This window comes from Streptomyces sp. NPDC005931 (assembly GCF_042871235.1).
Classification (GTDB): domain Bacteria; phylum Actinomycetota; class Actinomycetes; order Streptomycetales; family Streptomycetaceae; genus Streptomyces.
This window is the reverse complement of record NZ_JBIAIG010000019.1, coordinates 1-12337: the sequence shown is the minus strand read 5'-3', so window position 1 is coordinate 12337 and position 12337 is coordinate 1. Positions and strand designations below refer to the sequence as shown.

Annotated in this window: 14 protein-coding genes; 7 read left to right on the top strand and 7 right to left on the bottom strand. The window is 71.5% G+C overall.

Features of this window, described 5'->3' with window-relative positions; genetic code table 11:
- Positions 1-56 precede the first annotated feature (56 nt).
- From ACFYOV_RS30180 to ACFYOV_RS30170, 3 genes are all read right to left on the bottom strand, one after another.
- Positions 57-827, bottom strand: a complete 771-nt coding sequence (locus ACFYOV_RS30180; protein ID WP_389093061.1) for a transglycosylase SLT domain-containing protein — start codon at positions 825-827, stop codon at positions 57-59.
- Between the two features lie 299 nt (positions 828-1126).
- Complete coding sequence (locus ACFYOV_RS30175) at positions 1127-2254, bottom strand: S-adenosylmethionine:tRNA ribosyltransferase-isomerase (RefSeq protein WP_389093060.1); 1128 nt, start codon at positions 2252-2254, stop codon at positions 1127-1129.
- A complete protein-coding gene (locus tag ACFYOV_RS30170; protein WP_389093058.1) occupies positions 2251-2949 on the bottom strand; it encodes an SDR family NAD(P)-dependent oxidoreductase in 699 nt (232 codons plus the stop codon). Before ACFYOV_RS30170 ends, ACFYOV_RS30175 begins: the two co-directional genes overlap by 4 nt.
- 213 nt (positions 2950-3162) lie before the next feature.
- Here ACFYOV_RS30170 and ACFYOV_RS30165 point away from each other — a divergent pair, with 213 nt between their 5' ends.
- The 3 genes from ACFYOV_RS30165 (at position 3163) to ACFYOV_RS30155 (ending at position 5492) form a co-directional block, all read left to right on the top strand.
- The gene (locus tag ACFYOV_RS30165; RefSeq protein ID WP_389093057.1) at positions 3163-4308 is read left to right on the top strand and encodes a GAF domain-containing sensor histidine kinase; all 1146 of its coding nucleotides are present in this window, start codon (positions 3163-3165) and stop codon (positions 4306-4308) included.
- Entirely contained in the window at positions 4301-4942 is a 642-nt protein-coding gene (locus ACFYOV_RS30160) for a response regulator (protein WP_389093056.1), read from the top strand. The genes ACFYOV_RS30165 and ACFYOV_RS30160 overlap by 8 nt, the downstream gene beginning before the upstream one ends.
- 304 nt (positions 4943-5246) lie before the next feature.
- Positions 5247-5492, top strand: a complete 246-nt coding sequence (locus tag ACFYOV_RS30155; RefSeq protein WP_389093053.1) for a chaplin — start codon at positions 5247-5249, stop codon at positions 5490-5492.
- Positions 5493-5591: 99 nt separating this feature from the next.
- Here the strand turns inward: ACFYOV_RS30155 and ACFYOV_RS30150 are convergent, their stop codons facing one another.
- The gene (locus tag ACFYOV_RS30150) at positions 5592-6380 is read right to left on the bottom strand and encodes a hypothetical protein (RefSeq protein ID WP_389093052.1); all 789 of its coding nucleotides are present in this window, start codon (positions 6378-6380) and stop codon (positions 5592-5594) included.
- A 152-nt stretch (positions 6381-6532) separates the two neighbouring features.
- On the opposite strand from ACFYOV_RS30150, the gene ACFYOV_RS30145 reads away from it, so the two are divergent.
- The 3 genes from ACFYOV_RS30145 to ACFYOV_RS30135 all read left to right on the top strand — a co-directional run bounded on the left by ACFYOV_RS30145 (position 6533) and on the right by ACFYOV_RS30135 (position 8947).
- A complete protein-coding gene (locus tag ACFYOV_RS30145) occupies positions 6533-7330 on the top strand; it encodes an ABC transporter ATP-binding protein (RefSeq protein ID WP_389093049.1) in 798 nt (265 codons plus the stop codon).
- Between the two features lie 93 nt (positions 7331-7423).
- Positions 7424-7855, top strand: coding sequence for an NfeD family protein (locus ACFYOV_RS30140; protein ID WP_389093047.1), 432 nt, complete (start codon positions 7424-7426; stop codon positions 7853-7855).
- Positions 7856-7987: 132 nt separating this feature from the next.
- Positions 7988-8947, top strand: a complete 960-nt coding sequence (locus ACFYOV_RS30135; protein ID WP_389093044.1) for an SPFH domain-containing protein — start codon at positions 7988-7990, stop codon at positions 8945-8947.
- Positions 8948-9070: 123 nt separating this feature from the next.
- Here the strand turns inward: ACFYOV_RS30135 and ACFYOV_RS30130 are convergent, their stop codons facing one another.
- The 3 genes from ACFYOV_RS30130 to ACFYOV_RS30120 form a co-directional block, all read right to left on the bottom strand.
- Positions 9071-9577 (bottom strand): HNH endonuclease, encoded by a 507-nt coding sequence (locus ACFYOV_RS30130; protein ID WP_389093042.1) that lies wholly within the window; start codon positions 9575-9577, stop codon positions 9071-9073.
- Positions 9578-9790: 213 nt separating this feature from the next.
- Entirely contained in the window at positions 9791-10330 is a 540-nt protein-coding gene (locus ACFYOV_RS30125; protein ID WP_389093040.1) for a YbhB/YbcL family Raf kinase inhibitor-like protein, read from the bottom strand.
- A 41-nt stretch (positions 10331-10371) separates the two neighbouring features.
- Positions 10372-11154: a sporulation protein gene (locus tag ACFYOV_RS30120; RefSeq protein ID WP_389093037.1), complete on the bottom strand. Its 783-nt coding sequence runs from the start codon at positions 11152-11154 to the stop codon at positions 10372-10374.
- Positions 11155-11332: 178 nt separating this feature from the next.
- Between ACFYOV_RS30120 and ACFYOV_RS30115 the strand changes: the two genes are divergently transcribed.
- Positions 11333-11983: a DNA-3-methyladenine glycosylase gene (locus ACFYOV_RS30115; protein ID WP_389093035.1), complete on the top strand. Its 651-nt coding sequence runs from the start codon at positions 11333-11335 to the stop codon at positions 11981-11983.
- Positions 11984-12337: the final 354 nt, after the last annotated feature.

Below are 12337 nucleotides of genomic sequence, written 5' to 3'. Positions count from 1 at the left end.
CCCTTCGGCGTCTGCTGCGCGCGAGAGGTCCGCGCCGGCCTCAGTACGCGCCGGCCTCAGTAGGCGCTGTTGACGTTGTCCATGGAGCCGTAGCGGTCGGCCGCGTAGTTGCAGGCAGCGGTGATGTTCGCGACCGGGTCGTAGATGTTCCAGGACGTGCCCGGGACGTGGTACGCCTGGAAGGTCGGCGGGATCACCTGGAGCAGGCCCTTGGACGGAACGCCGTTGCGGGCGTTGATGTCCCAGTTGTTGATGGCGTTCGGGTTGCCCGAGGACTCGCGCAGGATGTTGCGGTGGATGCCCTCGTAGGAGCCCGGGATACCGTGCTTCTTCATGACGTCCAGGGACTCGCGGATCCAGCCGTCGAGGTTGTTGGCGTAGGTCTTCTTGACGACCTTGCGCGTCTGGGCCTTCCGGGCGGCGGACCTGCGTTCCTCGGCCTTCTCGATCTCCGCGCGCTGGGCGGCGCGGCTGGCGGCCTCCCTGGCGCGGCGCTCGTCGTCGGCCTTCTTCTTCGCGGCCTCGGCTGCCGCCTTCTTCTTGGCGGCGGCCTCGGCCTCGGCCTTCTTCTTCGCGGCGATCTGCTCGGCCTTCAGGCTGGCACTGGCGAGCTGATCGGTGACGCTGGCGCGCACGTCCTTGATCTGCTCGGAGCTGTACGCCACCTTCGCCTGGGGGGCCGCCTCGCTCGTGACGGTCGTCGACGCGTCGCTCGGCACCGCCGACAGACCGATGGCGGCGGCACCGAGGGCGGCGACACCGGCGGCGGCGATCTTGTGGTGGCGGGTCAGGACACGACGGTGACCACGGGTGAGGAAGTTCGACATGCGGAGTGGACCTCTTCGAATAGCGCGGAGGTCGCTCGGTGTCCGGTGCGGACAACGGGTGCTTCCGGCACAAACGCCGCGGGCGGAACCCGCGGCGCTGAGCGACGCCAGCCATTCTTAGCGGCCGCAAAATTGCCAGGCAAAAGTGTGACGTACGATGCCGGGTAGTGGATCGGGGCGGGGGTAATCGGGACATAGTGGACCGTATGTGCCGCTCACGAGGACGGTCCTCATCTCCTACTGACGTTCGTACGTGACCTGCGCCCTATGCGCGGGCTCACACGGCCCGCACGCGGCTCTCACCTGCGGTTGCTGGAGCAATGCTCTCTGTGAGCAGCCTCCCGCGGCAGGACGAGATGCAGGTCGCCGAATTCGTGCCACAGATAGCGCCCGCGCAGCGCCTCCCGGTAACCGCGATCGACCGTCTCGCGCCCCGCCACCGCGTCCAGCATCAGCAGGTGGGAGGCCTCCGGCTCGTGCAGCCCGGTCAGCAGCCCGTCCACCACCCGCACCCCGCGGTCCGGCGTCACCACCAGATCGGTCCAACCCGCACGGCCGTGCACCACCCCGTCCGGGCCGGCCGCCGACTCCACCGCGCGCACGGCCGTCGTCCCGACCGCGATCACCCTGCCCCGCGCCGCCCGCACCGCGTTCACCGCCCGCGCCGAGGTCTCCGGCACCGCGAAGCGCTCCGGGAACGGCGGTTCGTGCGCCTCCACCGACGCCACCCCGGTGTGCAGCACCACCGGTGCGAACTGCACGCCCCGGCTCACCAGCTCGGCCACCATCCGCGCGGTGAACGGCCGGCCCGCGCTCGGCATCTCCGCGCTTCCCGAGCCGTCCGGCGACGGCAGCGCGAACACCGTCTGGTAAACCGACAGCGGCTGGTCCCGCTCCGTGTACGCGTACCGGATGGGCCGCCCGTGGTCCCGCAGCACCCCGAGCACCGCGGCCCCCGACACGCCTGCCCACCACAGCCGCTCCCCATGCGTGCTCAGCGGCTCCTCCAGGACCAGGCGCAGCCCTCCGGGCAACGACACCCGCGTACCGGCGGGCCCACCCGCGCGCGGGCGCGTGGTGCCCCGCCCGTCCGGCTCGCGCAGCTCCACCGCCCAACGGCCGTCGTCGCCACGCGTGGAGAAGTGCACCACCACGCGCGCGGGCCCGATCCGCCCGTCCACCGCCGCCGCCAGCGTGGGCGAGGTGTTCACCACCAGCAGGTCCCCGGCCCGCAGCAGGCGTGGCAGGTCCCGGAAGGCGTGGTGCGACACCTCGGTGCCCCGGGACACCAGCAGCCGCACCGAGTCCCGCTCCAGACCCGGTCCGCGCCGCTCGACCGGCACCCGGGCCGACAGCTCCTCGGGCACCTCGCTCCAGCCCCGTCCGGCCCCGCGCGGGGTGAGCGGGACGCCCGTGGACAGCGTCATCGGCGCTCCTCCAGCAGCGCCGGGGCGCCGTAGCGGCCGCTCGGCGGCCGCTCGTCCAGCAGCCGCAGGAACCCCGGCACCACCCCGGCCGGCTTCGGCAACGGACCCGCGGCATCCGGTACGGCCGCCGCGTACAGGTCCGTGTCCATGTCCCCCGGGTCGACCGCCCACACCCGCAGTCCCGGCTCCTCCACCGCGAGCACCGCCGTCAGCTGGTCCAGCGCCGCCTTGGAGGCCCCGTACCCGCCCCAGGTCGCGTAGGCCTCGACGGCGGCGTCCGAGCTGAGCGCGATCACCGCTCCCGCCCTGGCGGCGCGCAGCAACGGAAGCGCCTCCTGCACCAGCCCCAGCGCGGCCACCAGATTCACCTCCAGCGCCCGCCGCAGCCCGTCCAGCGGCAGCTCCTCCAGCCGCACCAGCGGCTCGGCACCCAGCGCGCTCGCGTTGTGCACCAGCAGATCGACACCGCCCAGGCGCCACGCCGCCGCCACCAGCTCCGCGCGGTGCGCGGCGTCCGCCACGTCGCCGGGCAGGGCCGTCACGCGCGTGCCGTGCGCCGACACCAGGCCGGCCGCCTCCGCCAGCGGTACCGGGCTTCTCGCGTCGAGCACCAGGTCCCAGCCCCGCGTGGCCAGCGCCTCGGCCAGCGCCAGCCCCAGCCCCTTAGAGGCCCCCGTGATGATCGCAACCGGCATGACATCCGCCCTCTCGTCCTCGACTCCACCCGATCGGCGTGCCCTCAACCTAGGAACCGGCCCGCCCCGGCCGCCTCGGGCCACGGACGCAGTGCCCGGGTCCCTTCGCCCTACGTCCCCGTCCCCGGGCCGCTGGTCCTAGGACCGGGGACCCGGACCACGGCCGTCACAGGTCCGATCCGCGCCGCCACGGCCCGCCGGTACGGTGAGGTCATGAGTCACGGCCCCCGGTCCGGCCTCGCCGCGGTGAGCTCCGCGCTGCTGGCCATGAGCAGGCACCTCGAGGTGCGCGACGTCCTCAAGACGATCGTCGCCTCGGCCCGCGAACTGCTCGAGGCGCAGTACGCGGCGCTCGGCGTCCCCGACGACCACGGCGGCTTCGCCCAGTTCGTGGTCGACGGTGTCAGCGACGAGCAGTGGAAGGCCATCGGCCCGCTTCCGCGCCAGCACGGCATCCTCGCCGCGATGCTCAGCGAGGCCCGCCCGCAGCGCCTGGCCGACGTGCGCCGCGACCCCCGCTTCGAGGGCTGGCCCAGCGCCCACCCCGACCTGGTCGACTTCCTGGGCCTGCCCATCCGCGACGGCGACGAGGTCATCGGCGCGCTGTTCCTGGCCAACAAGTCCTGTCCGAAGCCCACGGGCACCTGCGGCTTCACCGAGGACGACGAGGAACTGCTCGGCATCCTCGCCCAGCACGCGGCGATCGCCCTCACCAACGCGCGGCTCTACGAGCGCAGCCGCGAGCTCACCATCGCCGAGGAGCGCTCCCGCCTCGCCCACGAACTGCACGACGCCGTCAGCCAGAAGCTCTTCTCCCTGCGCCTCACCGCCCAGGCCGCCGCCCGCCTCGTCGACCGTGACCCCTCCCGGGCGAAGGGCGAACTCCAGCAGGTGGCCGCGCTGGCCGCCGAGGCCGCCGACGAACTGCGCGCCGCCGTCGTCGAGTTGCGCCCCGCCGCCCTCGACGAGGACGGTCTCGTCGCCACCCTGCGCACCCAGGTCCAGGTCCTCGACCGGGCCCACACCGCCCGCGTGACCTTCACCGGCCACGGGGTACGCGCACTGCCCGCCGCCCAGGAGGAGGCCGTGCTGCGGGTCGCCCAGGAGGCCCTGCACAACGCCCTGCGGCACTCCGGCGCCGATCATGTCGACGTCACCCTGGAGCGCCGCGGCAACGGAGCCGTCCTGCGCGTCACCGACGACGGCGGCGGCTTCGACCCGCAGGTCGTCCGCCGCGCGGGACGCCACCTCGGCCTGGTCTCCATGCGGGACCGGGCGAGCGGAGCCGGCGGCAGCCTGACGGTGGAATCGGCGCCCGGCAAGGGCACCACGATCGAGATGGAGGTCCCCGGTGGCTGACGCGATCAGGGTGCTGCTGGTCGACGACCACCAGGTGGTCCGACGCGGCCTGCGCACCTTCCTCGAGGTGCAGGACGACATCGAGGTCGTCGGTGAGGCCGCGGACGGCGCCGAAGGAGTCGCCCTGGCCGGCGAGCTGCACCCCGACGTCATCCTCATGGACGTCAAGATGCCGGGCACGGACGGTGTCGACGCGCTGCGCAGGCTCCGCGAACTCGACCACCCCGCGCGCGTGCTGATCGTCACCAGCTTCACCGAGCAGCGCACGGTCGTCCCTGCCCTGCGCGCGGGCGCCGCCGGGTACGTCTACAAGGACATCGACCCCGACGCGCTCGCCGGAGCCATCCGTTCCGTGCACGCCGGCCACGTCCTGCTCCAGGCGGAGGTCGCCGGCGCCCTGCTGTCCCAGGAGGAGACCGCCCCGGGCCCCGGACGGGCGGGTTCCCTCACGGAACGGGAGCGCGAGGTGCTCGGGCTGATCGCGGACGGCCGCTCCAACCGGGAGATCGCCCGCGCGCTGGTGCTGTCCGAGAAGACCGTGAAGACCCACGTGTCGAACATGCTGATGAAGCTCGACCTCGCGGACCGCACCCAGGCCGCCCTGTGGGCCGTCCGCCACGGCGTGAGCGGCTGACGGGCGACGTCCGCCACGGCGTGAGCGGCTGACGGGCGACGTCCGCCACGGCGTGAGCGGCTGACGCGCGACGCCCCGCGACACCGGGGAGGCGGGAACCCCGCGACACGGCGGAGACGGAGGCCCGCGACCCGGGCGGAAGCGAGGACCGGCGACGCCCCGGCCGCACGGAAGGTTCCCGTCCGATACGAGATTCATACCGTCGTGGGAATGTCCCCCGGATGGCGCATCCTCCGGTGGGCCCGGCCGTTCTCCAGTGCGTGCTGCGGCGCCTGCCGCGGCCGTCACCAGGAGGGGTTGGAAAGTGAAGAACCTGAAGAAGGCAGCTGCCGTGACCATGGTGGCCGGCGGCCTGCTCGCCGCCGGCGCGGGCATGGCCTCCGCCACCGACGGCGCCCACGCGAACGGCACGGCCGCGGGCTCCCCGGGCATCCTGTCGGGCAACGTCGTCCAGGCCCCGATCGACGTCCCCGTCAACGTCTCCGGCAACAGCGTCAACGTCATCGGCGTACTGAACCCGGCGTTCGGCAACGTGGCCTCCAACGGCTGACCCTGTCACCGGACCGGTGGTGAAGCCCCCCGGCCCTCCGGCCCCACCCGGAAGGCCGGGCGGCGCCCCGCCCGCACGCCGGTCACCGCGGACCGGGACTCACCGCATCCCCCGCTCCCGCTCCTCCACCACGGCGTTGTACGCCGCCACCTGCGCCCGTCGGGCCGTCCGCTCCACCGGCCGCAGCGCATGCGTCCGCGCCGCCATCTCCGACGCGCTGACCGCCGCCCCGTGCCCCCGCTCACCCGCCAGCGAGACCAACGCCCCCACCCGCTGCGCCAGCTCCAGCACCCGGACCGCCCGCGGCGGATACCCCGGCGCCAGCACCTCGCGCCCCCGCTCGGCCCGCGCCCGGTACGCGTCGATCGCCGCCTCGGCCACCGGCCCCGACCCGGCCACGTCCAGCCGCGTCAGCACCTCGGTCGCCTCCCTGAGCGCCTCCGCCAGCTCCCGCTCGGCCTCACCGAGCGACGGCACATCGGCGGGCGGCGCCTCCCGCACCGCCAGGCAGTGCCACACCACCTCCGCGTGCACATCGCCCTCCGGACCGGCCTCGTACACCTCCGGCACCAGCCCGAACGCGGCCCCCTGGCACACCACCGCCTCCTCGGCCTCCAGCGCCCGCGCGTTGAACTCCGGCGGCCCGCTCAGCCCCAGGGGGTGCCCCGGTGCCGGCAGCGCGACCCGCAGCCCGCTCACCCCGAGCGCCCGCAGCCGCCCCAGCGCCAGCGTGAGTCCCACGGGCGCGGACTCTCCTGGCAACCCCTCCACCCGGTGCACCACGTCCTCACCGACGACGGCCGACACGGCGTCATCGGGAGAGACAAGTCCGGCAAGCAGGGCATTGCCCCACGCGGCGAGGCGTCCAGAGCGCGGTTCCGAAAGCATGCCCCCCAGCCTAAGGACCGGACCGATGGAATGTCCGTGCCGACCGGTGGCGTAGATTTCATGAGGGGCTGCGCCCACCGGCGCGGCGGACCGAGCCACAGGCGAACGCGACAGCCGAGACCGGCCACACTGCAAGGGGAGACAACGCGCTCATGAGCGATGTTCTGGAGCTTCAGGACGTATCCGTGGTCCGCGAGGGCCGGGCTCTGGTGGACCAGGTCTCCTGGTCGGTCAAGGAGGGTGAGCGGTGGGTCATCCTCGGCCCCAACGGCGCCGGCAAGACCACCCTTCTGAACGTCGCCTCCAGCTACCTCTACCCCACCAAGGGCACCGCCACCATCCTCGGAGAGACCCTCGGCAGCCCCGGAACCGACGTCTTCGAACTGCGCCCCCGCATCGGCATGGCCGGCATCGCCATGGCCGACAAGCTCCCCAAGGCCCAGACGGTCCTCCAGACCGTCCTCACCGCCGCCTACGGCATGACCGCCGGCTGGCAGGAGGAGTACGAGGACGTCGACGAGCAGCGCGCCCGCGCCTTCCTCGACCGCCTCGGCATGTCCGAGTACCTGGAGCGCAGGTTCGGCACGCTCTCCGAGGGCGAGCGCAAGCGCACCCTCATCGCCCGCGCCCTGATGGCCGACCCCGAGCTGCTGCTCCTCGACGAGCCCGCCGCCGGCCTCGACCTCGGCGGCCGTGAGGACCTCGTACGCCGCCTCGGCCGCCTGGCCCGCGACCCGATCGCCCCCTCCATGATCATGGTCACCCACCACGTCGAGGAGATCGCCCCCGGCTTCACCCACGTCCTGATGATCCGTCAGGGCAAGGTCCTCGCCGCCGGCCCGCTGGAACTCGAACTCACCTCCCGCAACCTCTCCCTGTGCTTCGGCCTGCCGCTCGTCGTCGAGCAGGTCGGCGACCGCTGGACCGCCCAGGGCCTGCCGCTGTCCTGACCGCCTCCCACGTCCAAAGCCCGGTCCGGTCAAGCCCCTTCAAACTGATCGGCGCCCTGTCCGCGACGGGGTGCGCGGTCCTACCATGACCACGTGGACATCGACGCATGGCTGTGGTGGCTGATCGGCGCGGCGGCACTCGGCATCGGGCTGGTGATCACCGCCATGCCCGAACTCGGCATGCTCGCGGTGGGCGCCGTCGCGGCGGCAGTGGTCTCCGGGATCTTCGGCGGCGGCGCCGTCGCCCAGGTCGCGGTCTTCGCCGTCGTCTCGACCGCCCTGATCGCCGTCGTACGCCCCATCGCGAACAGACACCGCGCACAGCGGCCCCAACTCGCCAGCGGGGTGGACGCCCTGAAGGGGAAACAGGCCGTCGTACTGGAACGCGTCGACGGCTCCGGCGGCCGGATCAAGCTCGCCGGCGAGGTCTGGTCGGCCCGCGCACTCGACACCGACCGCGCCTATGAAGTGGGCCAGGAAGTGGACGTCGTGGACATCGAGGGAGCCACGGCGATCGTCATGTGACCTCGCACGACGCAACTGAGCCGAACGACTCACGAGTTGCACGACGGTCTGACAGACTCGTCCAGCAAGATCTTCAACGGACACGAGATCCGCCGAAGGCGCCGAGGCGAAGAAGGGTACGGGGAACCGACGATGGAACCGGTCATCATCGTCCTGATCATCCTGGTGGTGTTGGTCTTCATCGCCCTGATCAAGACGATCCAAGTCATCCCACAGGCCAGCGCCGCCATCGTCGAGCGCTTCGGCCGCTACACGCGGACACTCAACGCGGGCCTCAACATCGTCGTCCCGTTCATCGACACCATCCGCAACCGCATCGACCTGCGGGAGCAGGTCGTGCCGTTCCCGCCGCAGCCGGTCATCACCCAGGACAACCTGGTCGTCAACATCGACACCGTCATCTACTACCAGGTGACCGACGCGCGAGCCGCGACCTACGAGGTCGCCAGCTACATCCAGGCGATCGAGCAGCTCACTGTCACCACGCTCCGCAACATCATCGGCGGCATGGACCTGGAGCGCACCCTGACCTCCCGCGAGGAGATCAACGCGGCCCTGCGCGGCGTCCTCGACGAGGCCACCGGCAAGTGGGGCATCCGCGTCAACCGCGTCGAGCTCAAGGCGATCGAGCCGCCCACCTCCATCCAGGACTCGATGGAGAAGCAGATGCGCGCCGACCGCGACAAGCGCGCCGCCATTCTCCAGGCCGAGGGTGTCCGGCAGTCCGAGATCCTGCGCGCCGAAGGCGAGAAGCAGTCCCAGATCCTGCGCGCCGAGGGTGAGGCCAAGGCCGCCGCCCTGCGTGCCGAGGGCGAGGCCCAGGCCGTCCGCACGGTCTTCGAGGCCATCCACGCCGGCGACCCGGACCAGAAGCTGCTCTCCTACCAGTACCTCCAGATGCTCCCGAAGATCGCCGAGGGCGACGCCAACAAGCTCTGGATCGTCCCCAGCGAGATCGGCGACGCCCTCAAGGGCCTGTCCGGCGCCATGGGCAACTTCGGCGGCCTGGGCGGCGCCTCGGGAGGCAACGGCAACTCCGGAGCCGGCAGCGTCCCCGCGCAGGAACGACGCGAGAAGCCGAGCATCGACTGACACGGCTGAAGAACGACGCTCCCCGCACCCCCTCGCAGGGGTGCGGGGAACCGCACGACACGCCACACGCCGCCGGCGGGCGCCACGCGAGCGAACCGAGCGCACGCACCTGCGCGGCGAAGCCTACGCGGCGTTCGACGCCAGCCACTCCGGCAGCGCCTCGAAGTCGTCCTGCCCCAGGGCCAGCAGCATCGCGTCCGCCGGAGTCGGCTCGAACGGCTGCCGCAGCAGCGGCATCCCCGCCTCCTGAGGAGTCCGGTTCGCCTTGCGGTGATTGTCCTCCGCGCACGAGGCCACCGTGTTCAGCCAGGTGTCCTGACCACCCCGCGACCGCGGCACCACGTGGTCCACGGTCGTCGCCCGCCTCCCGCAGTACGCGCACCTGTGCCGGTCCCGTACCAGGACACCCCGCCTCGACCACGGAGCTTGTCTTCGGAACGGCACCCTCACGTACTGGCAGAGCCGGATCACCCGGGGCGCCGGTATGTCGACCGCGGCTCCCCGCATCCTCAGCTCGGGGTGGGCCTGCTCGACGACGGCCTTGTCCTGGAGCACCAGAACGACGGCTCGGTTCAAGGTCACCGTCGACAGCGGCTCGAAGCTCGCGTTCAGCACCAGCGTGTCCCGCATACCAGCCCACCTCCCGTGTGCACCGGCCCACCCCCTCGGCGGGCTGGGATCAACTCTGGCCGGGCACGCCGGGATGGACAACGCAATATCTGCTGCTCCCGCGGGAGGTGACCCCCGCGACCCCCGGCAACAAAAAAATGCCCGCCCCTGATCACTTCCAAGACCAGGGGCGGGCAAACGTTCCGTGAACGCTCGGATCGCGCGGCGGCGCGCTCAGTCTTCGGCGGGCACCTCGTACTCACCGATCAGCTGGGCCCGCGCGAGCGTGTGGAACCGCAGGTTGAAGCCCACCACCGCGGGGGACGCGTCCGAGTCGGGCCCGAGCTTCTCCTGGTCCACGGCGTACACCGTGAACACGTACCGGTGCGGCCCGTCCCCGGGCGGCGGCGCGGCACCGCCGAAGTCCTTGGTGCCGTAGTCGTTGCGCGCCTGGACCGCGCCCTCGGGCAGCCCCTCGAACACGCCGCTGCCCGCACCCGCCGCCAGCTCCGTCACCGAGGCGGGGATGTCGAACACCACCCAGTGCCAGAACCCGCTGCCCGTCGGCGCGTCCGGGTCGAAGCACGTCACGGCGAAGCTCTTGGTCTCGGGCGGGAAGCCCTCCCACCGCAACTGCGGCGAGGTGTTGCCGGCCGCGTGGACCTGAGCGTCCTTGAGCGTCGCACTCTCCTCGACGTCCTCGCTCGTCACCGTGAACGACGGCACGGGCGGATGGAAGTCGTGGGGGAGCGGCCGCCGCTTGAGCTCGGTCACCTCGGTACCTCCTGATCGTCTGCGTTCAGTGGGCACCGAGCCTAGAACCAGTTGCGCCTGCTGCCGACCTCCGACAGCCACTGGTTGAGGTACGCCGGCCAGTCCGTGCCCTGGTAGTCGTTCAGCCCGACCGTGAAGGACCGGAAGGTGTCGCTGCCCTCGCTGAACAGACCCGGCTTCTTGTCCATCTCCAGCACGACGTCCATCGCCTGCTCGTCGGCCACGAAGCTCAGCTCCACCTGGTGCAGCCCGCGGTACTGCTGCGGCGGCAGGAACTCGATCTCCTGGTAGAACGGCAGCTTCTGCCGCGTGCCACGGATGTGGCCGCGCTCCATGTCGGCGTTCTTGAACCGGAAGCCCAGCTGGATGAAGGCGTCCAGGATCGCCTTCTGCGCCGGCAGCGGGTGCACGTTGATCGCGTCCAGGTCACCGGAGTCCACGGCCCGCGCGATCTCCAGCTCGGTCGTCACACCGATGTTCATCCCGCGCAGCGCCTGGCCGTCGATCATCGTGATCGGCGTCTCCCACGGGATCTCCAGCCCGAACTGCACCGCGTGCACCGCGCCTGCCTGAAGCTCGAACGCACCGCCCAGCCGCGACCTGGTGAACTCGATGTCCTGCTTGTACTCCTGGTCGCCGCTCTCCACCTCGACCTTGGCCTGAAGCCCCACCGACAGACCCTCGATCTGCTGGTTCACGGACCCGCCCTGGATCCGCACCTCACCCTGGACGACACCGCCCGGGACGACGTTGACCTCGTTCAGCACGGTCTCGACCGAAGCCCCACCGGCCCCCAGACTCGCGAGCAGCTTCTTGAACGCCATGTCTCTCCCCTTCGTCGTCCCGTATCGCTCATCGCTTCGTAGCGACGTCGTACGTCGTACGGACCCTTGATCCCTATCAACGCGATCCGGCCGTGGCCGGTTCCTGTCCTCACCCTGGCGAGGGGAGAGCCGGGTGACCACCCCGTGGCACCGGCTGTCTCCAGTACCCTCGGACGGCATGATCGCGACCCCCGACCGTACGCCCCTGCCCAGAAAGTTCTTCGACCGCCCCGTCCTCGAGGTCGCCCCCGACCTCCTCGGGCGGATCCTGGTACGCAGCACCCCGGACGGTCCGATCGCCCTCCGCCTGACCGAGGTCGAGGCCTACGACGGCCCGAACGACCCCGGATCCCACGCCTACCGCGGCCCCACCGCCCGCAACGGCGTGATGTTCGGCCCGCCCGGCCACGTCTACGTCTACTTCACCTACGGCATGTGGTTCTGCATGAACCTGGTGTGCGGGCCCGAGGGCCGGGCGAGCGCCGTCCTGCTGCGCGCCGGTGAGATCGTCGAGGGCGCCGAGCTCGCCCGCACCCGTCGACTCTCGGCCCGCAGCGACAAGGAACTGGCCAAAGGCCCGGCCCGCCTCGCCACGGCCCTGGGCGTCGACCGTTCCCTGGACGGCACGGACGCCTGCGCCACCGGTGACACCCCGCTGCGCATCCTCGCGGGCACCCCTGTGCCCTCCGACCAGGTACGCAACGGCCCGCGCACCGGTGTGGCCGGCGAGGGAGGCAACGGGGACGTCCACCCGTGGCGCTTCTGGGTCGCCGACCACGCGACCGTCAGTCCGTATCGGGCCCATGTGCCCCGGCGCCGACGAAGTTGACTCGACCTTGGAAGGTGCGTAATGTAGCCCGAGCCGCTGAACCGGGTACTGCGATCGTCAGCAGCCGGAGCGGCCAACCCACTACCTACTAGAGCCCTTCAGCGGGTCGGTTTCCGGCGTGTCTGCATGCCTGAATTCGAATCCGCGGAGCCCGATTATGAATCGGGCGGAGGAATCGGCTAGCGTAGTGAATGTCGAAAGGCCGACGAGCGAAAGCCGGTGGCCGTTCGGCGCATCCCGCCGACGGGGAATCGGAGCCAAAAGGATCTGATAGAGTCGGAAACGCAAGACCGAAGGGAAGCGCCCGGAGGAAAGCCCGAGAGGGTGAGTACGAAGGAAGCGTCCGTTCCTTGA

What these genes read in the sequence shown, in the direction of transcription:
- ACFYOV_RS30180 (WP_389093061.1), bottom strand. Translation starts at nt 827, where the DNA reads ATGTCGAACTTCCTCACCCGTGGTCACCGTCGTGTCCTGACCCGCCAC.
- ACFYOV_RS30175 (WP_389093060.1), bottom strand. Translation starts at nt 2,254, where the DNA reads ATGACGCTGTCCACGGGCGTCCCGCTCACCCCGCGCGGGGCCGGACGG.
- ACFYOV_RS30170 (WP_389093058.1), bottom strand. Translation starts at nt 2,949, where the DNA reads ATGCCGGTTGCGATCATCACGGGGGCCTCTAAGGGGCTGGGGCTGGCG.
- ACFYOV_RS30165 (WP_389093057.1), top strand. Translation starts at nt 3,163, where the DNA reads ATGAGTCACGGCCCCCGGTCCGGCCTCGCCGCGGTGAGCTCCGCGCTG.
- ACFYOV_RS30150 (WP_389093052.1), bottom strand. Translation starts at nt 6,380, where the DNA reads ATGCTTTCGGAACCGCGCTCTGGACGCCTCGCCGCGTGGGGCAATGCC.
- ACFYOV_RS30145 (WP_389093049.1), top strand. Translation starts at nt 6,533, where the DNA reads ATGAGCGATGTTCTGGAGCTTCAGGACGTATCCGTGGTCCGCGAGGGC.
- ACFYOV_RS30135 (WP_389093044.1), top strand. Translation starts at nt 7,988, where the DNA reads ATGGAACCGGTCATCATCGTCCTGATCATCCTGGTGGTGTTGGTCTTC.
- ACFYOV_RS30130 (WP_389093042.1), bottom strand. Translation starts at nt 9,577, where the DNA reads ATGCGGGACACGCTGGTGCTGAACGCGAGCTTCGAGCCGCTGTCGACG.
- ACFYOV_RS30120 (WP_389093037.1), bottom strand. Translation starts at nt 11,154, where the DNA reads ATGGCGTTCAAGAAGCTGCTCGCGAGTCTGGGGGCCGGTGGGGCTTCG.
- ACFYOV_RS30115 (WP_389093035.1), top strand. Translation starts at nt 11,333, where the DNA reads ATGATCGCGACCCCCGACCGTACGCCCCTGCCCAGAAAGTTCTTCGAC.